22 protein-coding genes and 3 riboswitches are annotated in these 26628 nt (G+C 39.7%); of the genes, 20 read left to right on the top strand and 2 right to left on the bottom strand.

Features of this window, described 5'->3' with window-relative positions; translation table 11 throughout:
- The first annotated feature begins 1 nt into the window (after nt 1).
- The 13 genes from IQI_RS13015 (at nt 2) to IQI_RS12955 (ending at nt 15315) form a co-directional block, all read left to right on the top strand.
- Nucleotides 2-760: an ABC transporter permease gene (locus IQI_RS13015; RefSeq protein ID WP_064093075.1), complete on the top strand. Its 759-nt coding sequence runs from the start codon at nt 2-4 to the stop codon at nt 758-760.
- 126 nt (nt 761-886) lie between these two features.
- Nucleotides 887-1198 (top strand): transposase, encoded by a 312-nt coding sequence (locus IQI_RS20340; protein WP_082892703.1) that lies wholly within the window; start codon nt 887-889, stop codon nt 1196-1198.
- 668 nt (nt 1199-1866) lie between these two features.
- Nucleotides 1867-2448, top strand: coding sequence for a ribosome hibernation-promoting factor, HPF/YfiA family (hpf, locus tag IQI_RS13005; protein WP_064093074.1), 582 nt, complete (start codon nt 1867-1869; stop codon nt 2446-2448).
- Between the two features lie 118 nt (nt 2449-2566).
- Nucleotides 2567-3676: an aminopeptidase gene (locus IQI_RS13000; protein WP_064093073.1), complete on the top strand. Its 1110-nt coding sequence runs from the start codon at nt 2567-2569 to the stop codon at nt 3674-3676.
- Nucleotides 3677-3691: 15 nt separating this feature from the next.
- Nucleotides 3692-4528, top strand: coding sequence for a DUF1028 domain-containing protein (locus IQI_RS12995; protein ID WP_064093072.1), 837 nt, complete (start codon nt 3692-3694; stop codon nt 4526-4528).
- A gap of 139 nt (nt 4529-4667) precedes the next feature.
- Complete coding sequence (locus IQI_RS12990) at nt 4668-5771, top strand: YecA family protein (RefSeq protein ID WP_064093071.1); 1104 nt, start codon at nt 4668-4670, stop codon at nt 5769-5771.
- A gap of 499 nt (nt 5772-6270) precedes the next feature.
- Nucleotides 6271-8781, top strand: coding sequence for a preprotein translocase subunit SecA (gene secA, locus IQI_RS12985; RefSeq protein WP_064093070.1), 2511 nt, complete (start codon nt 6271-6273; stop codon nt 8779-8781).
- 158 nt (nt 8782-8939) lie between these two features.
- Nucleotides 8940-10041 (top strand): peptide chain release factor 2 gene (gene prfB / locus IQI_RS12980; protein WP_156509899.1). Its coding sequence is split into 2 segments (ribosomal slippage): nt 8940-9011 and nt 9013-10041, totalling 1101 coding nucleotides; the frame shifts between segments, so codons are not numbered across the junction.
- A 521-nt stretch (nt 10042-10562) separates the two neighbouring features.
- On the top strand, nt 10563-11435 hold the full coding sequence (locus IQI_RS12975) for a YitT family protein (protein ID WP_064093068.1): 873 nt from the start codon (nt 10563-10565) through the stop codon (nt 11433-11435).
- Nucleotides 11436-11534: 99 nt separating this feature from the next.
- Entirely contained in the window at nt 11535-11852 is a 318-nt protein-coding gene (gene cccB, locus IQI_RS12970; protein WP_064093067.1) for a cytochrome c551, read from the top strand.
- Nucleotides 11853-12349: 497 nt separating this feature from the next.
- On the top strand, nt 12350-13036 hold the full coding sequence (ftsE, locus tag IQI_RS12965; RefSeq protein WP_064093066.1) for a cell division ATP-binding protein FtsE: 687 nt from the start codon (nt 12350-12352) through the stop codon (nt 13034-13036).
- Nucleotides 13026-13910 (top strand): permease-like cell division protein FtsX, encoded by an 885-nt coding sequence (gene ftsX, locus IQI_RS12960; RefSeq protein WP_064093065.1) that lies wholly within the window; start codon nt 13026-13028, stop codon nt 13908-13910. The genes ftsE and ftsX overlap by 11 nt, the downstream gene beginning before the upstream one ends.
- 40 nt (nt 13911-13950) lie before the next feature.
- Nucleotides 13951-15315 carry a murein hydrolase activator EnvC family protein gene (locus tag IQI_RS12955; RefSeq protein ID WP_064093064.1) on the top strand — a complete coding sequence of 455 codons (1365 nt, stop codon included), beginning with the start codon at nt 13951-13953 and terminating at the stop codon, nt 15313-15315.
- A gap of 131 nt (nt 15316-15446) precedes the next feature.
- Here IQI_RS12955 and IQI_RS12950 read toward each other — a convergent pair whose 3' ends face one another.
- Nucleotides 15447-15962 (bottom strand): CBO0543 family protein, encoded by a 516-nt coding sequence (locus tag IQI_RS12950; protein ID WP_064093063.1) that lies wholly within the window; start codon nt 15960-15962, stop codon nt 15447-15449.
- A 157-nt stretch (nt 15963-16119) separates the two neighbouring features.
- Nucleotides 16120-16205: riboswitch (cyclic di-GMP riboswitch) on the top strand.
- A 91-nt stretch (nt 16206-16296) separates the two neighbouring features.
- Between IQI_RS12950 and IQI_RS12945 the strand changes: the two genes are divergently transcribed.
- Nucleotides 16297-16572, top strand: a complete 276-nt coding sequence (locus tag IQI_RS12945; RefSeq protein ID WP_064093062.1) for a hypothetical protein — start codon at nt 16297-16299, stop codon at nt 16570-16572.
- 128 nt (nt 16573-16700) lie between these two features.
- Here the strand turns inward: IQI_RS12945 and IQI_RS12940 are convergent, their stop codons facing one another.
- Nucleotides 16701-16997: a hypothetical protein gene (locus IQI_RS12940; protein WP_064093061.1), complete on the bottom strand. Its 297-nt coding sequence runs from the start codon at nt 16995-16997 to the stop codon at nt 16701-16703.
- A gap of 23 nt (nt 16998-17020) precedes the next feature.
- Nucleotides 17021-17107, bottom strand: a riboswitch (cyclic di-GMP riboswitch).
- 267 nt (nt 17108-17374) lie between these two features.
- On the opposite strand from IQI_RS12940, the gene IQI_RS12935 reads away from it, so the two are divergent.
- The 6 genes from IQI_RS12935 to IQI_RS12910 all read left to right on the top strand — a co-directional run bounded on the left by IQI_RS12935 (nt 17375) and on the right by IQI_RS12910 (nt 26391).
- Nucleotides 17375-22366, top strand: a complete 4992-nt coding sequence (locus IQI_RS12935; protein WP_064093060.1) for a pullulanase X25 domain-containing protein — start codon at nt 17375-17377, stop codon at nt 22364-22366.
- 269 nt (nt 22367-22635) lie between these two features.
- Nucleotides 22636-23211, top strand: a complete 576-nt coding sequence (locus IQI_RS12930; protein WP_064093059.1) for a class I SAM-dependent methyltransferase — start codon at nt 22636-22638, stop codon at nt 23209-23211.
- Between the two features lie 36 nt (nt 23212-23247).
- A complete protein-coding gene (locus tag IQI_RS12925; RefSeq protein WP_064093058.1) occupies nt 23248-23856 on the top strand; it encodes a hypothetical protein in 609 nt (202 codons plus the stop codon).
- On the top strand, nt 23853-24434 hold the full coding sequence (locus IQI_RS12920) for a peroxiredoxin family protein (protein WP_064093057.1): 582 nt from the start codon (nt 23853-23855) through the stop codon (nt 24432-24434). Before IQI_RS12925 ends, IQI_RS12920 begins: the two co-directional genes overlap by 4 nt.
- Before the next feature lie 112 nt (nt 24435-24546).
- Complete coding sequence (locus IQI_RS12915) at nt 24547-24927, top strand: DUF302 domain-containing protein (RefSeq protein ID WP_064093056.1); 381 nt, start codon at nt 24547-24549, stop codon at nt 24925-24927.
- 327 nt (nt 24928-25254) lie between these two features.
- Entirely contained in the window at nt 25255-26391 is a 1137-nt protein-coding gene (locus IQI_RS12910) for a trans-sulfuration enzyme family protein (RefSeq protein WP_064093055.1), read from the top strand.
- Nucleotides 26392-26496: 105 nt separating this feature from the next.
- A riboswitch (SAM riboswitch) is annotated at nt 26497-26613 on the top strand.
- The last annotated feature ends 15 nt before the right edge of the window (nt 26614-26628 follow it).

Genomic DNA, 26628 nt, shown 5'->3' with positions numbered 1-26628 from the left:
AATGATGAAAAATTTGATCATCAATGAATTCTTGAAACAGCTTTCCAGACCTCGAATGTGGGTTTCGATTGGAATCATAGTCTTTATCAATTCTCTCGCTTCTTTTTTTGTCTATATGCTATTTGAAGGCATCCAATTTTCCTTCTGGGAGTTTATGAGAATCAGCTCTAACCTCCTCCTCGTCATACAAGTCTTTTGTTTGATTATCGCTGGAGATATTGTGTCAGATGAGTTTTCATCTGGAACGGTTAAACTATTACTCATTCGTCCCATTAATCGAGGGAAGATACTGCTGTCAAAATACTTAACTGTCATCGTAATGGCAACGATATTAACAGCTTCTCACTTTCTATTTTCTACTTTAATCGGGACTCTATGGTTTTATAAAAGCTTCTTTCAGTTTCATATGAATGTTTTCATCGTAGCAGGCGCATACGTCTTACGATTCTTAGAAATGGTAATCATCTGTTCTCTGGCTTTTACTTTGTCCGTACTAACAAGAAACAGCTCCTTTGCGATCGGGACAACTATTTTCTTAACTTTTTCAACCAATACATTCCTGATCTTGATGAATGAGCGAGGTTTGGAGTGGGGGAAGTATTTGCTTTTGGCGAATACCGATTTGCAGCAATACTTTTTTGGTACACCTCCTTTTGAGGGGATGACGTTTGGGTTTTCGGTCTTGGTCATCTTGTTGTATTTGGTTGTATTCAGTGGAGGCGCTTGGTTGTTTTTTTGTAGGAGGGATGTGGAGGTTTAAAAGAAGGGCGGTGCCAGGCACAAATCACCTGTTTTGTGCCTGGCACCAAAAGGGTAATTAAGCAGGATTTTATTAATAAAGGTCGAATTATACAGTTGAATAATTTAATAAAGGGAGGACGATTTTATGCCAAGAAAACCAAGGGTCTGGTATCCGGGCGCGATGTACCATGTTACCGCTAGAGGAAACAGAAAGAACAATCTCGTTCGAGATCAGAGAGACTACCAACGATATTTACACTTGTTACTTAAATCAAAAGCAAATACCCCATTTATTCTCCATTCCTATTGCCTCATGCCCAATCACATTCACCTCATTATTGAAACCATCGACCACCCTCTATCATTCATTATATTCATACTAATTATGCAAAATATTTTAATAGGAAGTACCAGTATATTGGTCACGTTTTTCAAGATCGATATTATGCAAAGTTAATAAAGAACTGGAAGCAGATGATTGATACAAGCGGATATATTCATTTGAATCCTGTGAAGTCGAACTATACCAAACTGCCGGAAGATTATAGATGGAGTAGCTATAAGTCATTTATTACTATGGGAGCCAACAGAATTGTTGATACACAAAAACTTCATCAGTATATGGGTGAAAACCCTCATGAAAAATATAAGTTCTATATAAATACAAAATTAAATACTCGTGATTGGAATATGAGTTGATGTGTAATCTTGGTGCCTGGCACCATATAATCCAAAAGTACCTGGCACCAATCAAGGGAAGGGTGCCAGGCACCAAACTCATGAAAAGTACCAGGCACCACCCACACACACCACCCCAACCCCCATTCACAAATCCGCCCCAACTTATACACCAAATCTCCAAATTTCCACCGTTTAAACAACCAATATAATGAGAAAATAATAATAGAAAGAGTGATTCCAACTAGTAATACATACCAATGAAATCAATAAAGAATCACTCATTCTATTTTCCAATCCCTTACCTACCAACGCTTTCGACAAATTTCACGATAACGTGACAAAAGTTTCAATAAGTTGACAAAAAATTTTGAAAGTTTAGGCAGGAATCATTGAGGGAAAGGAGAATATATAAACATAGCTTTATTTTTAAAAGGAGGAGTTTACATGTTGAACTACAACATTCGAGGCGAGAACATTGAGGTAACTCCAGCGATTCGCGAACACGTGGAGAAGAAGATTGGAAAGTTAGACCGTTACTTTAATGAAACTCCTGATGCAAATGTACATGTTAATTTAAAAGTGTATCCTGATAAAAATACGAAAGTAGAAGTGACTATTCCAATGCCGCATTTAGTATTACGTGCAGAGGAACGCAACATCGATATGTATGCGGCCATTGATCTAATATTAGATAAATTGGAGCGTCAGATTCGTAAGCATAAAACAAGAGTTAACCGTAAAATGCGTGAAAAAGGTAGTCCAAAAGAGTTCTTTGCAGCTCAAGAGGATTTAAGCCATGTTTCTCCAAATGGAGCAGCACCGGTTGATGTAGATGATCAAGAGGACGATGCAGAAGTAGTCCGTACGAAACAATTCAATTTGAAGCCAATGGATAGTGAGGAAGCAATCCTTCAAATGAATATGTTAGGGCATACATTCTTCATATTCACAGATGCAGAAACAAACGCAACGAACATTGTGTACAAGCGTCGTGATGGCAAGTACGGTTTAATTGAAACGAACTAATGAATAAACTCGAAATCCTGCAGCCTTAAAGGCTGCAGGATTTTTTTGTGCAGGGAAGGGTTTTTTCCATTTATTGTCGAAATAGGTACGTAGAAGTTCTATTAAGGGAGGAAACCGAATGAAGGATCCACGTTTAGAGAAGCTCGCAGAAGTGCTTTTAACTCATTCTATTAAAATAAAAGAAAACGAAAAGGTAATGATTGCAGGGGATTACGTAACGAAGCCCCTCATGAAGGAGCTTGTTCAAAAAGCCTATGAGATAGGAGCAATTCCGTATTTTGAAATTGACGATCAAGAGCTGACACGAATGATGGCAACAAATGCAAACCCAGAACAAATGATTCTTCAAAACAAGTGGAATATGGAGCGTTATCAAGACCTTGATGCGATTATTAGGGTGGTAAGTGAAGCAAATGATGCAGAGTTTGGGGAAGTACCATCAGAGCAGTGGCAAATGCTTTCAAAGCATATTAAAGAATCTAATGACTATCTTGTGCAAAACAAAAAATGGGTTTTGCTCAACTATCCAAACCCTGCTCTTGCTCAAAAGGCGAAGATGAGTACGGATCGTTTTTTCGATTATCTTCTTGAAGTTTGCACAGTCGACTACAAACAAATGGAAGAAGCTCAAAAACCCCTTAAAGAACTCATGGACCGAACGGATAAGGTTCGCATTACGGGTGAAGGGACGGACCTTACTTTTTCCATTAAGGATATCCCCTCTGTCATGTGTTTTGGAGAACGGAACATACCCGACGGGGAAGTGTTTACGGCTCCAGTCAAGGATAGTGTAAATGGAACGATTACATACAATACGCCGACGTTGTATCGTGGAATTGCTTTTAACAACATTAGCCTTACTTTTGAAAACGGAAAGATCGTTAAAGCCACATCTGATAAAACAGATGATTTAAATAAAATACTGGATACAGATGAGGGTGCTCGTTTCATTGGTGAATTTGCTCTTGGCGTGAATCCGAAAATCAAAGAGCCGATGCTGGATATTCTTTTTGATGAAAAAATTAGTGGAAGCTTCCATTTCACACCTGGGCAAGCTTATGAAAATGCGGATAATGGCAATCGTTCCAGTGTGCATTGGGACATGGTTTGTATCCAACGCCCTGACTATGGTGGAGGAGAAATTTACTTCGATGATGTTTTAATTCGTAAGGATGGGTTATTTGTAATAGAAGAGCTGAAGGGATTAAATCCTGACGCTCTACTTTAAAAGGAGGACGACTTCATGACATATTCCATTGTCGGATATGACCCGGAAGAAAAAGAGTGGGGAATTGCAGTTCAGTCGAAGTTTCTAGGTGTTGGTTCTGTTGTACCTTTTGCCAAAGCAGGAGTAGGAGCAGTGGCGACTCAGTCTTATGCGAATACGTCCTATGGTCCACATGCCTTGCAGTTAATGGAGGAAGGGAAAACAGCTGAGGAAGCGTTGGAAATCATCACAAAAGATGACCCTGAACGACCTTTAAGACAAGTTGGAATGATTGATCGTTGTGGGAATTCAGCCACGTTTACTGGAGAAGGCTGTTACGATTGGGCAGGTGGAGTGACTGGGAATAATTTTGCTGCTCAAGGAAACATTTTAGTGGATGAGGACACGGTGAAAGCTATGGCGGACACCTTTGAAATTACGACAGGTACTCTTGCCGAACGACTTCTACATGCATTAGATGCTGGTCAAGATGCAGGAGGAGACTCCAGGGGAATGCAGTCTGCAGCCCTTTTAGTTGTAAAAGAAAACGGAGGTTATGGTGGATTTAATGATCGGTATATCGATCTTCGTGTGGATGATCATGCCTCTCCGATTAAAGAATTAAAGCGAATATATCTTCTGCACCAGCTCTACTTTAAAGAGTCAGATGCAGGCAGAGTGGTGTTAATGGAAGGTGAAATTCGTGATGATGTGGAACGTGAACTTACTCGTCTTGGCTATGTGGGTGAAAAGCAGTCCCTGCACCAGTGTTTAAAGGATTACCTTCATACAGAAAACTTTGAGATGCGGGAACAGGACGAGAATTATATCGATCTAGATGTATTGGATTATATGAAAAAACAAGGCAAATAGAGATCGTTTTTAGATAGGAAGAACCAATTGTTAAGGATTGGTTCTTTTTTCTTGTCTTAAAACAGTTTAATGAAAGGCTCATATGTTATATAATGAATGTTTGTGTACGGGACTCGAGAATTTGGAGGTAAATACAAACATGAGTACAGTCGGAAGAAATGAACCATGCCCATGTGGCAGTGGAAAGAAATACAAAAAATGCTGTGAAAAAGAAAACGTTGTAAATATAGATGCTTTAATCAATCAAGAGCTGGATGTTTTGCAGGCTCAACTCTATGATTTTATTGCAACAACTCAATCACCTGAAATTGAAGAGTCATATCATTATTATTTGTCGAAAATGGAATTGATGAAAGCGGACCCTGATATTTATGAAATGGCTTTTGTGAGCTGGTACGGTGCAACACAACAGGATGCAGAAGGGGTACGTCTGATTGACCGCTTTGTAGATAAGCAATTAAGCACAGTCACGCGTCCTCAGACCCGTGAAGTGTTAGAGTCGTGGAAACAGGTTCGGGTTACTGCCGGAACTGTTGAAAAAATCAACGAAGATACTCTTCATGTACAAGAAGTGATGTCAGGAGATACGTTGGTGGTAACAGAGAAATTCGGAAAGCTTGAGAACAGCAGCTTCTTCTTAGGTCTTCTATTACCAAACGGCGAAAAGTATCTGCCATTTGCTCAATATTTCATTTATCCTGCCATTGAAAAAGCAGCGATGGAATTAGTGGAAATTCGTTTTGAACAAGGTGAGTTTGACAGCTTACAAGATTACTTGTCTGCACAATATTTAGAGCTTGCTGATGTAGGCTTTGTACTATATGGTGCGGAGAAGAAGAAAGCGGGCAAAGCTTCGGCAGCATCTAGTGATGTAGCGGAAGTTGAAGAAGAATCTTCAAGCATAGAAGGTGTTGAAATATGGAAAACACCTGAATACGTTGAAGCCATCACAGAGCTAAAGCGCTTTTTAGACGAAAAACGGGAAAACAAGGCAGAAAGCGAGCTGCTTATAGCGGTATTAGAAAAATACTTCTACACAGAACGCCCGACCATTCGCAACCCGAAAATCTACTCAGGTGCACTTGTGGATATGGCCAAAAACATCGACGAAATCAGTATTCGTCACGTTCAAAAAGAACTGGCAGAATACTTCGATGTCTCAGCTAACAGCATCTCAAGACGCAGCAAACAAATCTGGGAAAGCTACCAGGACACTGTGTACGAATTGCTGAAAGCAAAATAAATATTAATTGAAAAGTCGCCTTTAGGGCGGCTTTTTTTATAGGGACGGACCTCTATGAATTTATTCTGGATGATATCTGGACGAGGATTGGGACTATAACTCAATTTTGGATGATGTAAAGAAATTCGGAGGTCCGTCCCTGGAACAATAGTAACTGCTGAGGGTCGGACCTCCTCAAAGTAACCTCATCTACCTCACACCTGAAATCCAACTACCACTTCCGTTTCCAGACTCTCCTCCAATTCGGAGGTCCGTCCCTCAATAAGTTGTAACCCATACTGTATAGTGGTAATATGGATAGGGAATATATCGTGTTTTTGTGGGAGGATATTGGAAGCTTTTAGCGAATTTTTAATAGTGGATTAGTGGCGAAAAGGAGAATTTTTCGTCTATTTTTAAAGGACTTTCATTTTTTCTCATCTATTTTTCATTTTCTATCGTTATACTAGTGAAATGATTTTGACTCTCACATATACAAGGATAAAAGGAGCGTTTATACATGCTTGGGATATTAAACAAAGTGTTTGATGCAAATAAAAGAGAATTAAAAAAGCTAGAGAAGCTAGCTGATCAAATAGAAGAATTAGCCCCGGATATGGAGCGTTTAACGGATGATCAGATCCGTGAAAGAACGGAACGATTCAAGGAGCGCTATCAAAAAGGAGAAGACCTTGAAGATATGCTTGTTGAAGCGTTCGCTGTCGTAAGAGAAGCGGCTCGTCGTGTACTGGGTTTATATCCATACCGCGTTCAGCTTATGGGTGGTGCCTCCCTTCATGGCGGGAACATTTCTGAGATGAAAACCGGTGAAGGTAAAACGTTAACGGCTACTATGCCTGTTTATTTGAATGCTATCACAGGAAAAGGTGTTCACGTTGTCACTGTCAACGAATACCTTGCTAGTCGTGATGCTGAGGAAATGGGTCAACTCTACAATTTTCTTGGGTTAACGGTTGGCTTGAACCTTAATTCAATGTCTAAAGAAGAAAAACGGGAAGCTTATAAGGCAGACATAACATATGGTACGAACAACGAATTTGGATTCGACTACCTACGTGACAATATGGTGCTTTACAAAGACCAAATGGTGCAGCGCCCTCTTCACTTCGCTGTTATTGATGAGGTTGACTCGATTTTAATTGATGAAGCTCGTACACCATTGATTATTTCCGGGAATGCACAGCGTACACCGCAACTTTATATCCAAGCAAATGCAGTCGTTCGTACTCTGAAAAAAGAGGAAGACTACACATATGATGAAAAAACAAAGGGCGTGCAATTAACAGAGGATGGAATCAGTAAAGTGGAAAGAGCTTTCCACATTGAGAATCTGTTTGATATCTCTCATGTAACGCTTAACCATCATATTAACCAGGCTCTTAAAGCTCACGTGAGTATGCATCGTGACTTTGATTACGTTGTACAGGAAGGCGAAATTGTCATCGTTGACTCCTTTACGGGTCGTTTAATGAAGGGGCGTCGTTATAGTGACGGTCTTCACCAATCCATTGAGGCAAAAGAAGGATTGGAGATCCAAAACGAAAGCATGACAATGGCGACTATTACGTTCCAAAACTACTTCCGTATGTACGAAAAGCTGTCTGGTATGACGGGTACAGCGAAAACAGAGGAAGAAGAATTCCGTAATATCTACAATATGAGCGTTATTGTTATCCCGACAAATAAGCCAATTGTCCGTGATGATCGTGCCGATTTAATTTATGCTTCTGTTGAAGGTAAATTTTTAGCGGTTGTAGAAGATATTAAAGAACGTAATCAAAAGGGACAGCCTGTGCTAGTAGGGACAGTTGCCGTTGAAACATCTGAACTTATTTCAAAGCTTTTAACAAAAAAAGGCGTGCGACATAATGTATTAAATGCGAAAAACCATGGTCGTGAAGCGGAAATTATTTTAGAAGCGGGACAACCGGGTTCTGTTACAATCGCAACAAATATGGCTGGTCGTGGTACCGATATCAAGCTTGGCGAAGGTGTCATTGAACTTGGAGGTCTAGCTGTCATTGGTACTGAGCGTCACGAATCTCGCCGTATTGATAACCAGCTTCGTGGACGTTCTGGTCGTCAAGGAGACCCAGGAGTAACGCAATTCTACCTGTCTATGGAAGATGAATTAATGCGTCGTTTCGGGTCTGACAATATGAAGAGCATGATGGAGCGTCTAGGAATGGATGACTCTCAACCAATTCAAAGTAAAATGGTCAGTCGTGCCGTTGAATCTGCTCAAAAACGAGTAGAGGGTAACAACTTTGATGCTCGTAAACAACTCCTTCAATATGATGATGTTCTGCGTCAACAACGTGAAATCATTTACACGCAGCGTAATGATGTTATCGAATCAGAAGACCTTCGTGAAATTGTTGAAGGAATGATCAAATCCGTTCTTGAACGTCAAGTAGCTGCTCACACGTCTGAAGACGAGATGGAAAAGTGGAATCTTCAAGGACTTGTTGATTACGTAAATGCGAATCTACTACCTGAAGGAGACATTACCGTTGATGATCTTCGTGGAAAAGAAGCAGACGAAATCATGGAGCTCATCTTTGAAGACGTGAAGCATCGATACGATGAAAAAGAAGAAGAGTTAACAGCTGATCAAATGCGTGAATTTGAAAAAGTTATTCTCCTTCGAGCTGTCGATACAAAATGGATTGATCACATCGATGCCATGGATCAATTACGTCAAGGTATTCATTTACGTGCATACGGTCAAACGGACCCACTGCGTGAGTACCAGCATGAAGGCTTTGGCATGTTTGAAAACATGATTTTAGCCATCGAAGAAGATGTCGCAAAATACGTAATGAAGGCTGAAATCAGAAACAACTTAGAACGCCAAGAAGTAGCAAAGGGTCAAGCAGTTAACCCGAAAGAAGAAGGCGGCAAAGCCAAGAAAAAACCAGTCCGCAAACAAGAGGACGTTGGACGAAACGATCCTTGTCCATGCGGCAGCGGGAAAAAATACAAACACTGTCACGGTCAAATCGGATAAACTTTTAAGATGCTACCTGGTACTTATTTTAGTAAAATAGGTGCCAGGTACTTTTCCGTTTATTGGTGCCAGGCACCAAAGACTGAACTTGTACCAGGCACCACCCGATTCCAACCAAAAATAAATTCCCATCAAAATAACTATAGAGGTGACCATTCATGGAAATTGCAGAAGTAAGATCAGAATTAGAGAAAACAGCGAAAACATTAGCGGACTTTAGGGGGTCTCTTTGACTTAGAAAACAAAGAGGCTAGAATTCAAGAACTGGATGAAATCATGGTTCAACCTGATTTCTGGGATGACCAACAAAAGGCACAAGGCTTTATCAATGAAGGTAACAGTTTGAAGGAGCTTGTGAATGAGTACAAATCGTTGCTTGAATCCCAGGAAAACCTTGAGCTGACTCTTGAATTAGTAAAAGAAGAACCAGACGAAGATCTTCAAGAAGACCTTGAAGAGGAGTTAGCCGATTTAGTTAAACGATTAAATGACTTTGAACTTCAGCTTCTATTAAGTGAAGAACACGATAAAAACAACGCGATTCTCGAGCTTCACCCAGGTGCTGGTGGAACCGAATCACAGGACTGGGGTTCTATGCTACTTCGTATGTACACGCGTTGGGCTGAAAAAAGAGGATTCAAAGTGGAAACTCTTGATTATTTAGCGGGAGACGAAGCAGGAATTAAGAGTGTAACCCTTGGAATTAAGGGTCACAATGCTTACGGTTACTTAAAAGCTGAAAAAGGTGTTCACCGTCTTGTACGTATTTCGCCTTTCGATTCCTCTGGCCGCCGTCATACATCCTTCGTATCTTGTGAAGTGATGCCGGAGTTTAATGAAGAAATTGAAATTGACATCCGCACTGAGGATCTTAAAATTGATACGTACCGTGCAAGTGGAGCAGGTGGACAGCATATCAATACAACTGACTCAGCCGTTCGTATCACTCACTTACCAACAAACGTTGTTGTGACGTGTCAATCAGAACGTTCTCAGATCAAAAACCGTGAGTCAGCAATGAAGATGCTAAAAGCAAAGCTTTATCAAAAGCGAATCGAAGAGCAGGAACAAGAGCTTGCCGAAATTCGTGGAGAGCAAAAAGAAATCGGGTGGGGAAGCCAAATTCGCTCATACGTTTTCCACCCATACTCCATGGTCAAAGACCACAGAACCAACACCGAATCAGGAAACGTCCAAGGCGTCATGGATGGCGACATCGACCCATTCATCAATGCCTACCTGCGTTCCAAAATAAAATAATGACAAGACAAAGCTGAACTCTCTTCTAGAGAATTCAGCTTTTTTTGAGGGACGGACCTCAAATGTAGATTGAAGTGATCTCTATAATAAGGAAAATGGCATTTAAATCTTCAAAATCGAATACAAATCTAAAAAAACGCACCCAATAAACAATTCTGAAAACCCAAAGAATTCATCAGTCAACCAAATGCCTCATTAAAAAGGTACGTCCCTCACCGCACCACCAAATTAATGCTTTAATACGTTATTGAGCTGTTATTTACACGCTTATAGACCCATGCTATACTCTCAAAGGTTGAGGTGGAGAGGATTGCAAAGAGTTATTCTCTATCTCAGGGACAGCAAAATCTACATAATAAATGAGTTAGTCAGCATGTTTACCATATTTTGTGTATTTCTTCACAATCAAAGGTGATCACTTTCAGCCATTCTAAGGTCCGTCCCTCAGAAGGGGGGCCAACGAATGAAAGAAGGTAGTTGTACTCATACTATTAATACAGAGGTTAAAGGAGTCGTATGGGATGGGTTTGAAGCAGAGGCGTCGTGAGCAGTCGTTTAATCCGAAGAAAGAAAAGTTTTTGGAGTATTTGTTTGTTGTGTTTGGGTCTACAATTGTGGCCATTGCCTTTAATGTGTTTTTACTTCCGAATGAGGTTGCTTCAGGAGGAGTTAGTGGGATATCCACTATTTTAAAAGGACTATTTGATTGGAAGCCGGCCTTTGTTCAATGGGCTTTTAACATACCTTTATTTATAGCAGGATTAATTTTTCTTGGGCTTCAGTTCGGAGTGAAGACAGCAATTGGTACCGTTTTTTTACCATTGGTTGTTTACTTAACAGAAGACTGGCAGCCATGGACAGAGGATCCGTTACTTGGAGCACTGTTTGGTGGAATAGGCGTAGGGTTAGGTTTAGGAATCGTCTTTCGAGGTAAAGCATCAACAGGAGGGACGGACCTTGCTGCACAGATTGTTAACAAGTTTACAGGTCTTTCCCTTGGGACCTGTGTCGCAATGATTGACGGAATGATTGTTCTATCAGCTGCGATTGTGTTTGACATTGAACGTGGGTTATATGCACTCATAGGATTATATGTTACAAGCAAAACCATTGATTTAGTGCAAGTTGGGATTAGCCGTTCGAAAATGGCTCTTATAATTACAAACAGACAAGAAGAAGTTCGTGAAGGAATCTTGAATAAAATTGATCGTGGTGTGACAAAACTATCAGCATATGGTGGTTTCACAGATGATGAGCGTCCAATCTTAATGTGCGTAGTCGATCAAACGGAATTCACAAAATTGAAACAACTGGTAAAAACCATTGATCCATCTGCCTTTGTCGTCACAATGGACGCTTCAGAGGTATTAGGAGAAGGTTTCAAACGGGTTTAACATTGGTATAATTATGTAATAGAGAGGGACGGACCTTAGTCGCGAAAAAACACTGAAGGAAACCATAACTCTTAAATTTTTTTCCTAGGGGGAGAAAAGATGAAGAAAAAGCTATTAGGTATAGTATTTGGAGCGTCATTAGTACTTGCAGCCTGCGGTGGAAACGGCGGAGATAGTACAGAAACGAGTTCTGGTGGAGTAGATCCAGAAAAAATCGTGAATAACAAATGCACGAGCTGTCATGGTGGAAATCTCGAAGGTGGAATGGGTCCTGCTCTTGAAAAAATTGGATCACAATTAAGCAAAGATGAAATTTTAGAAATCATTCAAAATGGTAAAGGCTCGCAAATGCCTGCTGGTCTCATTAAAGGAGAAGAGGCAGAAGCGGTTGCAGAATGGTTAGCAAATAAAAAATAATATTCTTAAAGGAGAGTCCTCAGATGGGATTCTCTTTTTTTTTAGCCAATAAATAACGAACGACCAAGCATTACCCGTTTTCTTCATTAAATCTTTATTACACTCCTCCTTTCCTCTGTATTATAAAATAAAGTCTCTAAGACCTTTATCAGAATACTCTTTCACAAGTCCACACAATGCTGCGCACATAAAACTTTCGTACTTAATATTAAGACCTGTTAATAGATATAATGATCTATACGAAAGAAATAAAATGGGCATAAAAGCCAGTAAAAAAGGTAAAAAATTCATAAAAAAAGCCTGTTTGCAATGAAACTGTAATAATTTTTTTCCTTAACAACGTAAGAAGTGATGTTATAATATTTTCGTGAGCGTAATTCGAGCATTTTCACCAAAATATGCCTAATGGTGGTGAAGGGAACTTGAGTTCGTGTCATACACATATGTTGAGTACAGCCAAGAGGGGAACTACATAATACAAATAAGGTGATTAAAAAATGATTGAAATGAAAGACGTATATAAGCAGTACAACAATGGTGTCATGGCTGCTAATGGCTTTAACGTCCACATTAAGCAAGGTGAGTTTGTGTATGTCGTTGGTCCAAGTGGCGCCGGGAAATCTACTTTTATAAAAATGATGTACCGCGAAGTAAAACCTTCTAAAGGGGATATCGTGGTAAATGGTCTTAACTTATCAACATTAAAGAATAGAAGAGTACCATATTTGCGAAGAAATGTAGGGGTCGTGTTCCAGGATTTTAAGCTGCTACCATCACTTACAATCTATGAAAATATAGCCTTTGCACTTGAAGTAATAGAAGAACATCCAAAACAGATCAAGAAACGTGTTATGGATGTACTAGAATTAGTAGGGTTAAAGCATAAAGCAAGAATGCTTCCAAATGAATTATCAGGTGGAGAGCAGCAACGTGTGTCGATTGCTCGATCAATTGTTAATACACCGAAGCTTGTGATTGCAGATGAGCCTACTGGTAACCTGGATCCAGAAACGTCTTGGGATATTATGAATATTTTTGAAGAAATCAGTAATCGAGGAACTACCGTTATTATGGCTACCCATAACCGAGAAATCGTAAACACTATTAAGCATCGAGTAATCGCCATTGAAAATGGTCGAATTGTTCGAGACGAACAGCGAGGTGACTACGGTTATGAAGGCTAGAACGTCTGCACGTCATTTAAGAGAAAGCATAAAAAGCATTGCGCGTAACGGATGGATGACATTCGCATCTGTCAGTGCTGTAACTGTAACACTGTTGCTTGTTGGTGTTTTCATTGTACTAATGCTAAACATGAACAAGGTAGCAACCGATATTGAAAAAGACGTTGAAATTCGCGTTCTATTAGAAATTGGAACAGAAAAAGCACAAGTAGAAAAGCTTGAGAAAAAGATTGCGCAAATTGATAGAGTTGAATCGGTAGAGTTTTCTTCAAAGGAACAGGAGTTACAAAATCTTGTCCAGGATTTAGGGGATGACTTTAGGCTGTTCGAACAAGATAATCCATTGTTTGATGTGTTTATTGTTAAGGCAAAGCTACCCCGGGATACAGGTCAAATTGCAAAAGAAATTAATCAATATGAAAGTGTGAACGAAGCTAAGTACGGTGAAGCGAAGATTGAAAAACTGTTTAATGTATTAGAAATGAGTCGTAATGTAGGGTTAGTGTTAATCATTGGATTATTATTTACCGCTATGTTCTTAATTTCTAACACGATAAAAATTACGATCGTCGCAAGAAGAAGGGAAATCGAGATAATGAAACTAGTAGGTGCAACCAATTGGTTTGTACGCTGGCCTTTCATTTTAGAGGGCTTATGGCTTGGAGTTTTAGGTTCTATTATCCCGATCGCTCTTGTCACCACAGGTTATTACTATGCTTATGGATTTATTAAACCAAAATTACAAGACAATTTTATTCAGATATTAGATTTTACCCCTTTTATCTACCAAGTAAACGGATTGATTTTATTAATGGGTTGCTTGATTGGAGCATGGGGAAGCTTTATGTCCGTACGTAAATTCTTAAAAGTATAAAAAAATGATAGGTTGATAGAAGCTGAAAGGAGCATGCCGCTTGAACAAGAAATTTTTCGTCACATTATCTATTGCAGCAGCATTAACAATCGGAAGTCTACCAACGTTAGGAACAACTGCTAACGCTACTTCCTCAGTCGAGGAGTTAAAAAAGAAGCAAGAAGATGTATCCTCTAAAAAAGAAAAAATCAATGGTGAAATTAGTCAAAAAAGTGAAGAAATTAATCAAAATATAAATAAACAAAAAGACATTAAAGCACAAATTGCTGCTCTAGATTCGAAAGTGAAAGATACTGAAACAAAGATTACTGAGAAATCAAAAGAAATTGATGAAACAAATGCTGAAATTGCTCAGTTAAAAGAAGAAATAAAAGTACTAAAAGATAAAATCGAACAGCGGAATGAACTTTTGAAGGAACGTGCTCGCGCGATTCAAGAAAAAGGCGGCTCAGTAGACTATCTTGATGTCCTTCTAGGAGCAGAAAGCTTCGGAGACTTCATCAACCGAATCACGGCTGTAAACACTATTGTGAGTGCAGACAAGAAAATCATGGAAGAACAAAAAAGAGACCAAGCAGAATTAGAGAAGAAACAAGCCGAAGTAGAAGACAAACTTGCTACATTAGAAAAGTCTAAAGCTAATCTTGTTTCTCTTAAACAAGAGCTAGATAGTCAAAAAGCTCAAAAAGCAGAATTATTCAAACAACTTGAAAAACAACAAGCTCAATTAAAAGTAGAAAAAGCAGATCTTGAAAAAGAATCAAATGCACTTGCTCAAATGGAACAAGAAATTGGTGGGGAAATTCAAGCTGAGCAAGCCCGTTTAGCTGAACTTGCTCGTCAACGTGAATTAGAGCGTAAGCGCCAAGCAGAAGCTGAAGCAAAGAAACGTGCAGAGGAAGAAGCTGCAAGAAGAGCAGCTGCAAGCAATAGTGGTGGAAGCTCTTCAGCACCAGAACCAGCACCAGCACCTTCCTTTAGTGCTCCTGTAAGCGCTGGGGCTTGGACTGCCCCTGCTTACGGTTCTATTACAACTGAGTTTGGTTGGGATACACTAAATGGTAAGCCTCGTTATCACTATGGTATTGATGTTGCTTCCGGTGGCAGTGTACCAATCAAAGCAGCGGCAGATGGATATGTCATCAAAAGTCAGTACAGCTCAAGCTACGGAAATGTTGTGTACATTACTCACTCTGTAAACGGAAAGACCTTTACGACAGTATATGCACATATGGCTTCATCCTCTGTTCGTTCTGGACAACCAGTTGATAAAGGTCAACAAATTGGATACATGGGGAATACAGGATATTCTTTCGGTCAGCATTTACACTTTGAACTTCACGCAGGTTCTTGGAATTCATCGAAATCAAACGCTGTAAACCCACGTCAATACATTAACTTTTAATACTATCAAAACACCACTTCTCATCATTGAGAAGTGGTGTTTTTTCTTAGATAAAACCACATAGAAGAATAGGTAAGCACTAATACTAGAACAAAGATCATATGAGACAATGTATTCACCTCTAATTTCGCCTATTTCATAGATAAAAGGGGAAATGGAAATAGAACAAAAAATAGTAAAGCAAGTGGAATGGATACGAGGTACGCATAAAATGGTTTACGGTAGTGAAGGTATAGCACACTAAACAAGATAATATTTAACCAAACGTTATGCCAGTTGTTCCATCCATTCTCGTATACAAACATTCCTTTTAAAAAGAATAAAAACTCTAAAATGGTAAAAAAAGCAATCCAAATTCCAAAATAGGCTCCCTTAATTTGTTTGTTTTCAGGCATTCTCTGCAAGAAAATCGTTAATGCGGCAGGACAGATAAAAAAAGTAAATCCAACATTAATAATAGTATGGTTCAACCATTCTGCTGTTATCCCCTGAAACCTCCATAGTGTATGCTCATAATAAAAATAGTTATAAGCGAAATTGATAAAAATAAAAAATAGTATGGTAGGGTACTGTTTGTAAAATTCCTTCCAATCAATAAAGCGTATAGAGAATAATATCCATACGATGATAACAAATAATAAATACATAGAGGGAATATCCCCTTTCAAAAATATGATAATTTCCATTATTCACGAATTCTAAAGGTTTTATACAACATTTCATTTTTGTAAACATTAGATTTTTCCTTTCAATCTTCTGAAAAAATTGGTAGTATTGTACGAGTACTGTAAAAAATAAATATTCCTTTGATAATAGCAAACTAGTCGAAAGGCTGGGACGCAAAGCCGCGGGTCTACGGTTATGACAACCTTGATAGCCGGGTTACCAAAAAGAGTATGGATAAATGAACTTGTTCACTTATAACCGGCCATTCTTTTTGGTGGGTTATATTTATTTTCCATGAGGGTTAGGGTGAAATGTATGGAAGAAAAAATAAAAAGTGATATAAGGAATCAGATGAAAAGCTTTTGTAGAAGAAATCGAACGGCATTAAAACATACCTATGTAGGTACCCATACTGCTGAAGAGATTAGTGAAATGCTAGTAGAGAGACTTGGGTTAGAAGAAGTATCGAAAATGATTTATGATATTTCCTTAATAGACCGACGCAAAGGAAATGCCATTTTTTATTTTATACATATATTAGAAGCTCTTAAAGATTGCAAAACAGACTCACATAAAAAAGAAATTAGTTAATACCTAAAGATTGTTACTAGAACGGTTAAGAGGGTAGTATTAGTATAGTTTTGTCATCGAGCACATACCTTACTGAGAGAGGCTTTGGTTAAAAAAACGGTGATCTGCAATAACAGATCACCGTTTTTTTATCTTTGTAAAAGTAAAGAATCCAAATTTTTTTCCGCAGTTCGTATATCCATAGTGACAGCTGAAGGGATTTCTCCACGATGCCTTAAGGAATGAAAAATATAAGGCTTTTGGTATTTAATGACAGTCAACATTTCCACTACAGGTGAAACCGTATATTGTGTTTGAAGATTCTGGATGGAGTGAATGAGGTTGATAAATGGTTCAGAATGTATAGGCTCGTCTTCATACATTTCTACTAAAGCGTTTAACTGGCAAATATGCCGTTTAATCACATGAATCTCTTCTCTTAACACGTTCATTTCCCCTTTAAACCAATGTCGGTAGCTCGGCCATCCTAGTTGAGTTCACCTTAGATCCGGGAGCTTTGCGTCCTTCCCTTTCGAAAAGTTTGCCTTTTTCAACAGAAACCATCAAAAAAATCAATCTTTCCTCTCCTATCGGCAATTACTGAGACATCTTAACTAATTATCTATATTTTTTAATAGTATTAAAGTCCTTTTAATCTGTTAATATGACAAAAATCTTCAAATTGTTTCACGACCTTTTACTCATTGAAATAATCAGAGTATTCAATAATAATTAGTATGAAACCGTTTGCATTTCCATAACATACAATTCTAATCAAAATATGTTAACGGAATAATCTTTTAAAGAAAAGGGGAATTGCTAAATGAGGAGGAAGTTACAGCCATTATCTGTACTTGTTGTTTTCTTATTATTTTTGCAATCGTTTGCACAACCGTTCACTCCATTTGCAAAAGCAGAAGAAAGCACCGAACGATCCGTTGTGTTGGTAGGAAGCATGCAGAGTGAACTGGGGCATGACAAGGACTGGGATCCTGCCGCCACTGCAACACAAATGAATCACGTGGGTAATCAATTGTATTCCTATACAGCTACAATACCAGCTGGTAACTATGAGTACAAAATTGCCATTAACGGAAGCTGGGACGAAAACTACGGAGCTTATGGTGCTCCAGGCGGTGAGAACATTAAATTAGAGCTCACTGAAGAAACAGAAATCACCTTTTACTACCACGATGGTACACACGGAGTCACAGATTCCCGGTACTATACACCACTGTCTGAAGAAAAACGTCCGCGACTTGTAGGGAATATTCAGCCTGCTATTAATGCTGGTGATGAATGGTCTCCTGATACCTCAACAGCAAAACTCTACGATCATGATTTTGATAATATTTATACCTTTACCACGATCGTTCCAAAGGGAAGCTACGAGTATAAAGTGGTTCTTGGGAGTCAGTGGGGAGAAGAATATCCTGGATCCAACGCCATATTAAATGTTTTAGAGGACTCAGAGATTACCTTCTTTTTTAATAACGAAACGAAAGAGGTTTCAACCAATTACTCACTAAATGGAGCTGATAATGCTATTGAAAAGGACAAGCTTTATCATAATACATGGGATAACACGTATCGACAGCCTTTTGGCGCAATAAAAACCGGGGAGGAAGTAAGATTACGTCTTGCTTCCAAAAAGAATGATTTAACACGTGCCAACGTTGAAATGAAAAACTATCAATCTGGTACGTCTCAAGTTGTTCCCCTTGTAAAAAAAGCAACCATAGGAGATTCAGATTTCTGGGAAGCTTCCTTTACTCCTGAAGAAAAGGGTGTATACGGATACAAATTTATTGCAGGTGACGGAGATACTGTTGCTGAATACGGTGAAGATACTGAGCAAGGAGGAGAAGGGAAAGCTGCTGATAGTAATGGGGGGTTATTTCAATTAACCGTTTACGACCCTGCCTTTAAAACTCCGGATTGGATGAAGGAGTCTGTTGTGTATCAAATTTTCCCTGACCGCTTCTACAACGGAAACAGTGAGAATGATGAGGCAAAAACAAAAGCTCGTGGCCCTGAACCTATTGAGCATCAGGATTGGGAGGAGCTGCCTGATAACCCACGATTACAAAACGACGCCGGTTACGATGGAGATGGGATTTGGAGTAACGATTTCTTTGGGGGGGATATTAAAGGGATTCAAGAAAAGCTTGATTATATCCAATCTTTAGGTGTAAATACTCTTTATTTAAATCCAGTGGCAAAAGCTGCATCGAACCATAAGTACGATGCGACAGACTTTAAAGCAGTTGACCCGATGTTCGGATCCCCTGAAGAATTTAAGGCATTTACCGATGAACTGGCCAGTCGTGATATGCATCTTATTTTAGATGGAGTATTTAATCATGTTGGAGACGACTCCATTTATTTTGACCGATACAATAAATATGACACAGTTGGTGCCTATGAATATTGGTCGAAAGTTTATGACTATATGAATAACGATGGATTATCCGAGGAAGAGGCACGTGAAAAGGCAGAGTCTGATTTCACCAAAGAAGGACAAACCCTGAGCCCGTATGGCTTTCACCTCTGGTTCAATATTAGCAATGAAAAAGTGAAGGAAGCTGATTCGGGACAAGAGATTTACAAGTATCAAGCGTGGTGGGGCTTCACAAGTTTACCAGAAATCAAATCGATTCCTGGTGAGGAAGTACCTTACGACAGTGAATTAAATCAAACGAGCTTTGCCAATTATATTATGTATGATGAGGACTCTGTGGCAAAATCATGGATTACAAACGGTGGATCAGGCTGGCGTTTGGATGTTGCGAATGAAGTAGATACAGAGTTTTGGAGAGAGTTCCGAGCTGAGTTGAAGGCAGCATCCATTTCTGGAGATGGGGCGACATTGAAAGAAGGAGAAGAACCTCTGATTCTCGGAGAAATTTGGGACGACGCTTCTAAATATTTTTTAGGAGATCAATATGATTCTGTCATGAACTATCGCTTCCGTGGAGCGGTGGAAACCTTCTTGAAAAACGGAAATGCAGCACAGCAGGAAGCAAGCTTAAAGGCTGTCCATGAAGATTACCCTTCAGAAGCATTCCATGCCCTTATGAACCTGATGGGCTCACATGATACCCCAAGAGCGGTATTCCTTCTAGGAGGAGGGACGGACTCTAGTGAGCGTGCAGAATACGATAAAGGATATAATTATGAACTGGGTAAAGACCGTTTGAAGCTGGCTGCCATCTTCCAAATGGGCTATCCTGGTGCTCCTACAATCTACTACGGAGATGAAGCAGGAGTTACGGGCTCTAAGGATCCAGATGATCGTAGAACCTATCCATGGGGGGGAGAGGATCAAGAATTAGTTCAGCATTACCAACAGGTTGGGGATGTTCGTACTAAGTATAGCAATCTATTAGCATACGGTGACTTACATCATGTATACGCAGATGGCGATGTCATGGCCTATGCTCGTACCAATGATGAACAAGGTGCCATCGTTGCCATTAACCGTGGTGAAACAGCGAAAACCATCACCATTGATGTGAAAGATATCTTACCAAATGGTGCAGCATTTGTTGATCAATTAGACGATTCTTACCGAGTTACAACCGCGTCTGGTCAAATACAAGTAGAGATTCCTGGAATGAGTGGTCGTATGCTTATCGCTGATGACAAGCCGGCGCTTCCTGGAGGAGTGACCAACATTACGGGTGAAGCAAGTGAAGGAGCTGTTTCCTTGCAATGGAGTGCTTCACAAACTACGGATGTAGAGTATGTTGTCTACAAATCAAACCTGCAAGGTGCGTTTTACGAAGAGATTGGTACAACAACCGATACGCATTTTACAGCTGAAAACCTAACGAATGGAAAAGAATATTATTTTGCGATAGTAGCGAAGGACCCATCCGGAAACCTGTCTAAAAAAGCAGAAAGTAAAGGGTTTGTCCCTCATTATGATTTAACATCAGCATGGGCTGGCAACTTATCGGACTTAGCTGATGCGACTCTGGATTTAACGAAAACATATGAAATTGCAGCACAGCTATATATTGCTGGAGCAACTGAAATTGGACAAGCAGAAGGAATCCTTACAAAGCTTCAAATGAAGAAGTCTACTGAAGAACACTGGACAGATACAAAAGCGGTTTATACAGGTCAAGAAGGCAATAACAATGTGTACAAAGCTTCTTTTACACCTTTTGAAGTGGGTGTTTATGAATATCGGATGGCTTTCTCTAGTGACCTGGGTCAAAGCTGGATCTATACAGATAATACGAACTCTGTAGAATTTATACAAAGCGATGATGTGACTGCCCCAGCCGATGGAGTAACCCTTGAGCAGCCGACGAAAGAATCCGGTCAGGTGAATCTAAGCTGGAATATTGAAAATGTAGCAGAAGATGCTTATATGATGGCCATTGTTCGCAATGGGAACATCATTAAAAAAATCTATGATCTCTCCAAAACAACGTATCGAGATTACGAGGTCTCAAATGGTAAAACCTATGGGTACCAAGTCAAGCTGTTTGATCAAGCTGGGAATACTGTTACATCTAATGAAGTGAAGATTACACCTGAAATTGTTATGGTAGAGGTAACCTTCAAGGTACACGCACCTGATTATACGCCACTTAATACAACCATCAGCATGCCGGGCAGCGTGAATGGGTGGAACACGGGTGCGTGGGAAATGTCCCGTAACGGTGCCGTTACAGCTGACTGGGAATACACAACAGAAGTCCAAGAAGGAACCGAAATCACCTACAAATACGTCAAATCGAACTCATGGGACCAGGAAGGTCTATCCGACCACACCCCATACGACAAAACAGACGATGACATCAGTCTATACGGCTACGGAGCTCCAGGGACGGACCTCAAAGTAGTCGTCAAAAACCAAGGAAACAACAGGATGGTGGTGGAGGATAAAATTCTTCGCTGGATTGACAGGCCAGTCGTCATCACGTCTCCAAAAGAAGGACTTGAAACAGAAAAAGATTCTGTAACTGTTACAGGTAACGCCATTAAAGAAGGAGTATTAACGATTAATGGCGAGACAGTAACCATCGCAGACGACATGAGCTTTTCTCATGAAGTTCAACTGAAACAAGGTGAAAATAAACTAAACATTCATATTGAGCCATCAGAACAAAATAAAACAGACATTTTTAAGAGCGATGGTGGTGCCATCGGTAAAAATACAAAGGATTATGTGTTAAACGTCATAAGAGTGGATAAAACTCCACCAGCAACATCTATCGAGCTGAAACAGCCGGTTCAAGAAGAAGGTAAGGTTTCACTAAACTGGAGCTTTGAAGATCTAGATAAAAAGGATGCTCATAGCTTAACGCTTCTTCGTAACGGTGAAAGCTATCATACGATAGAAAACGCGGATGCTGTCGGATATGTTGATGAAAATGTTGAAAATGGAACAGAGTATACCTATCAACTTGTCCTGAAAGATCAAGCAGGAAATGAAGTGAAATCCAACTCAGTAACCGTTACGCCTAAATCAGCCGTCACCGTTGTAATTGAAGAATTCTTACTTGATGACACTACAGCTGAAAAAGCTTCGGAACTAATGGTCGAGCTTGTATTAAGTGAAGACTATACTCCAAAGGAAGTGAAGGAGCTACTACTAGCAAGTGTTGTAGCTGATGAAATGAAATCCGCTACTCAAAAGCAGGTAAATGAATTCACAGATGGAATACAGCGGGACCTGGAGAAACTTCAAAAAGAACTTGAGAAAAAGAACGCAAAAAAAGACAAGGAAATGGATAAAGCAGAGAAGAAAGTAGCTCATAATTTAGAAAAAATAAAGATGAGCGTTAATAAGCAATGATTTTGATGGGATTCCCTTCTTGGGGGAATCCTATTTTTATGGGTTATGCGTAGGTTAGGAGAAGTTATTCGTTAGAAATCCGAGTTTATCCGTAAAGTAAGGGGGTTTATACGTAACACACACGAAATTATGCGTGAAAACCACCAATTTTTCCGTATAATTGTGAACGTTTATAATGAATATAAACACAAAAATCACAATACTTCAAAACATACGCGCATAGGTATATAATAGAACCAAACAAATCCATATTACGAAGGAGCGAAATCATGACTGGACATCTCTTCGAACACCACAAAGCATCAAAGCTATTGGATCCAAAACGACAACAAATTGTACCGGTAGAAAGAGTACTGGAACTTCTTCAGCTCCAAAAAGATGATATTGTTGCTGACTTAGGATGTGGTAATGGTTACTTAACCTTACCAATCGCCGAGGTAGTCGAAACGAAAGTCCAAGCAGTCGATCTTCAGCAGGAGATGCTTGAGTATCTTCAACACAGAGCGAAAGAAGCCGGAATAGAGAATATTACGTATGAAAAATCATCCTTAGAATACTTAAGCTTTAACAAAGGCACATTGGATAAAATCATCTCAGCTTTTGTTCTTCACGAGGTACCGGACCTCGTCAAGGTTTTTCAAGATTTGAATGAGATGTTAAAAGAAGACGGTCTTTGGGTCATCCTCGATTGGGAAGCAGTCGAATCTGAAATGGGACCTCCGTTACATGAACGAATCCCGTCTGAGGAGCTGGCTCAACAACTGAAAGCAGCAGGTTTTCAAACATCAGTAGGACATTTACACCCGTCGGTTTATTTTATTGTAGTGAGAAAAAATAATCGGTAACCTGGTACATATGAAAATGAACACAGGAGATATACAATGAATCAACAATGGTACACCATAGGATCATTCACGTTTCCAGCATCATGGGCAGCCATTATCATCTCGTTTGTCATCACTTTTTTATTTCTCTATTTCTGGAATAGAAAAGCAAGCGACTGGTATTCCAACGCTATCTTTTATTTTATTCTTGTCTGGAAGCTTAGCGTCATTCTCGTCGATTTTCAAACCGTACTTGCTCATCCCATTACCATCCTATATTTTCATGGAGGAGTGATTGGTTATGCGCTTGGCATTCTAGCGGTATTGCTGTATACATTTTTCAAAAAAGAAAATCCATATTACGTAATCGTTGGATGGGTCACCACAGCCCTTGTCTATGAGACTGTCATGCAACTATTACAGGAGGAGTATATACTAGGAGGAATTCAGCTTCTGGTAAACCTTAGCCTTCTCTTCATATTGATAAAAGGGATAAAGCTTCCAAGAAAAAAAGAATGGGCATTCCAGCTGTTGATTCTTTTTACCTTAGGTCAGATTCTTTTTCAAGCATTCCGTGGAATTGAGTTGAACATCAGCTTTTGGACAAACCTTATTATCATGACATCTCTGATTTATTTGCTCAAAAGCAGGGAGGAAACTCAATGAATAAACGGAATTTTGCATTGGTTATTGTCGCATTACTTATTGGTATATTTCTAGTTAACTTTGTTCAGGGTCAACAAGAAAAGAAAGCAAAAGAAGAGGCTGCAGAGCTGGCGAATGAATCCATGGACCTCTCAGATGCTAAGAATGGTTTATCAAAAGGAGATCGCGCCCCAGACTTTAAGCTGACAAATCTTAAAGGCAAAGACGTGAGCTTATCTGATTATAAAGGTAAAAAAGTCATCTTGAATTTTTGGGCAACATGGTGCCCTCCGTGTAAAGCAGAAATGCCTCATATGCAAAAATATTACGAAAAAAATGCTGAAAAAGAAAACGTCGAAATTCTCGCCGTTAATCTAACGAGCCAGGATGAAGGTGAAAGAGCCGTACGGCAATTCGTCGACGGCTACAAACTAACCTTCCCAATATTACTGGACGAAGAGGGTGAAATCGGAGAAGAATACCGAGCCTTCACCATCCCAACCACCTACATGATCGACACAAAAGGAGAAATCCAACACAAAATCGTCGGCCCCATGAACGAAGACATGATGAAGAAAATGGTCGAAGGAATGAATTGAGGGACGGACCTCTATCCGATTTCAATGTTTACTCCTATACACCACAAGGTATAAAGTAAGTATGTCATCGTTTAAGTAAGAGAACCTAAAAAATAAAAGGAGGAGTTTTCAAATGTTTCATTACACAAAGGAAGTTTCGATGAGTGTGAAAGAGGCAGTAGAAAAAGTGGAATCTGCCCTTAAGGAAGAAAGCTTTGGCGTCTTATGGAATTTAGACCTTGCCCAAAAGCTGCAAGACAAAGGCCTGGATTTTAACGAAGAGGTGGTGGTTCTTGAAGTATGCAACCCTCATGAAGCAAAGAAGGTATTAGAACAGAGCATGCTGGTCAGCTACTTCTTACCGTGTAAAATCACCGTCTATACTGAAAACGGAACAACGAAAATCGGTATGGCTAAACCAAGCAAATTAATCGAACTTGTAGATAATGATGAGCTGAAAAGCATTGCATTGGACATCGAAAATCGACTGATCGCTTGTATGGATAACGTATAACCAAGAAACTGGCACTAGCTACTAGATAGTAGCTAGTGCTTTTTAATGGCTGTTCTCGTAAAGGTTGTTGCTATTTTAGAGGAGAAAGTGGTGGTAGATTTCCGCTACAGATACTCGCTTTCCGCGGGCGTGAGTTGGGCCTCCTCGGTTCCTGCACATACTGGTTGACAGAAATTATTAAGAGAACATGTTATAGAACAACAATCTTTGCGAAAAGAGACTTTTAAATATAAGACAAGCTCCTTATAAAAGAACATAATCCTCCTCACAATCTTCAGAATATGATACACTCTTCTAAATACTTGAATTCGAGAGAGGATGAAAGTCATGAAGTTCACTACGAAAGTCGTTCATAGTCAGCTGAAGGGCACAGAAGGCATACATAGTAAAGCTACTCCCATTTACCAAACATCCGCTTTTTCCTTTACATCTTTAGAAGAGTTAGAAGGTTTTTACGAAGGAAAGTCCCCTTACTTATACACTAGAACAGGAAATCCCAATACGGATGAATTAGGAAAAATGGTGGCGGACCTGGAAGGGGCACCAGCAGGCGTGGCCACTTCTTCCGGATTATCGGCCATACTTGCGGGTATCCTTGCTGTGGTGGAAGCGGGTGACCATATTGTCGCTGCAGAAGATGTGTATGGTGGAACCTTTCATATGCTAAATGAAGAGCTAAAAACCCTTGGCATTTCTACGTCATTTGTCGATTTTACACGTCAAGAAGAAGTCGAAGGTGCCATCCTGCCTCAAACCAAGCTTCTTTATAGTGAAACGGTCACTAACCCTTTCATGAGAGTAGAAAACATTTCAATGATGACTGAGCTTGGTGAACAGCATAGCTTGAAAACGATGATAGACAATAGTTTTGCCACTCCATTATTATCTCAGCCTTATCTAAAAGGGGTAGATTTGGTGGCTCACAGTGCAACCAAATACATAGGTGGTCACAGCGATATTACGGCAGGTGTTGTCGTTGGTAAGGAAGAACTAATTCAAAAAGCGAGACAAAGAGTGGTGAACATGGGATCGAACCTAAGTCCTTTTGAAGCATGGTTAACCTGTCGTGGTGCCAAAACTCTTGCCCTTCGAATGGGTACCCAAGCAAAAAATGCAGAAGTTTTAGCAAAAGAACTTCACACTAATAAACAGGTGAAAAACGTCTACTATCCTAAATATTTATCAGAAAAGGGCCACGGAGCCATTGTCACCATTGAGCTAGAGAAACACTGTAATATCAGCACTTTTTTCACGTCCCTTGGGTGGGTTAAAATCGTACCGTCCTTAGCAGGAGTGGAAACAACCGTATCCTATCCACTTGGAACATCCCACAGGGCACTTCCTAAAGAAGCTCAAGAAAAATTAGGCATAAATACGCATGTGGTCCGCATATCGTTAGGTATTGAAGACGCGGAGGATATTGTAGATCAATTCTGTAAAGCAATTGAAGCCAGCGTTAAATAATGTAAATATTCTAAAAATAGTCTTGACGATGAGGTTGGATAGCCTTTATAATTCATCTCAAGCATCAGCAGCTGAACACAACGGCTACACATTGACAACTTAATGCTCTTATCCAGAGAGGTGGAGGGACTAGGCCCGATGAAACCCGGCAACCTTCATGTGCATTTTGTACATGAAAAGGTGCTAATTCCTGCAGGCAGCTTTATGCCTGAAAGATAAGAGGAGGACCCTATTTCA

It is taken from the genome of Rossellomorea aquimaris TF-12 (genome assembly GCF_001648555.1).
GTDB classification, from domain to species: domain Bacteria; phylum Bacillota; class Bacilli; order Bacillales; family Bacillaceae_B; genus Rossellomorea; species Rossellomorea aquimaris.
Note: the sequence above shows the minus strand (reverse complement) of the source record. Positions and strands in the feature narration are given on the sequence as shown.

Coding starts and splice junctions, on each gene's coding strand:
- IQI_RS13015 (WP_064093075.1), top strand. CDS start 2: ATGATGAAAAATTTGATCATCAATGAATTCTTGAAACAGCTTTCCAGA.
- IQI_RS20340 (WP_082892703.1), top strand. CDS start 887: ATGCCAAGAAAACCAAGGGTCTGGTATCCGGGCGCGATGTACCATGTT.
- hpf (WP_064093074.1), top strand. CDS start 1,867: ATGTTGAACTACAACATTCGAGGCGAGAACATTGAGGTAACTCCAGCG.
- IQI_RS13000 (WP_064093073.1), top strand. CDS start 2,567: ATGAAGGATCCACGTTTAGAGAAGCTCGCAGAAGTGCTTTTAACTCAT.
- IQI_RS12995 (WP_064093072.1), top strand. CDS start 3,692: ATGACATATTCCATTGTCGGATATGACCCGGAAGAAAAAGAGTGGGGA.
- IQI_RS12990 (WP_064093071.1), top strand. CDS start 4,668: ATGAGTACAGTCGGAAGAAATGAACCATGCCCATGTGGCAGTGGAAAG.
- secA (WP_064093070.1), top strand. CDS start 6,271: ATGCTTGGGATATTAAACAAAGTGTTTGATGCAAATAAAAGAGAATTA.
- IQI_RS12975 (WP_064093068.1), top strand. CDS start 10,563: ATGGGTTTGAAGCAGAGGCGTCGTGAGCAGTCGTTTAATCCGAAGAAA.
- cccB (WP_064093067.1), top strand. CDS start 11,535: ATGAAGAAAAAGCTATTAGGTATAGTATTTGGAGCGTCATTAGTACTT.
- ftsE (WP_064093066.1), top strand. CDS start 12,350: ATGATTGAAATGAAAGACGTATATAAGCAGTACAACAATGGTGTCATG.
- ftsX (WP_064093065.1), top strand. CDS start 13,026: ATGAAGGCTAGAACGTCTGCACGTCATTTAAGAGAAAGCATAAAAAGC.
- IQI_RS12950 (WP_064093063.1), bottom strand. CDS start 15,962: ATGTATTTATTATTTGTTATCATCGTATGGATATTATTCTCTATACGC.
- IQI_RS12945 (WP_064093062.1), top strand. CDS start 16,297: ATGGAAGAAAAAATAAAAAGTGATATAAGGAATCAGATGAAAAGCTTT.
- IQI_RS12935 (WP_064093060.1), top strand. CDS start 17,375: ATGAGGAGGAAGTTACAGCCATTATCTGTACTTGTTGTTTTCTTATTA.
- IQI_RS12930 (WP_064093059.1), top strand. CDS start 22,636: ATGACTGGACATCTCTTCGAACACCACAAAGCATCAAAGCTATTGGAT.
- IQI_RS12925 (WP_064093058.1), top strand. CDS start 23,248: ATGAATCAACAATGGTACACCATAGGATCATTCACGTTTCCAGCATCA.
- IQI_RS12920 (WP_064093057.1), top strand. CDS start 23,853: ATGAATAAACGGAATTTTGCATTGGTTATTGTCGCATTACTTATTGGT.
- IQI_RS12915 (WP_064093056.1), top strand. CDS start 24,547: ATGTTTCATTACACAAAGGAAGTTTCGATGAGTGTGAAAGAGGCAGTA.
- IQI_RS12910 (WP_064093055.1), top strand. CDS start 25,255: ATGAAGTTCACTACGAAAGTCGTTCATAGTCAGCTGAAGGGCACAGAA.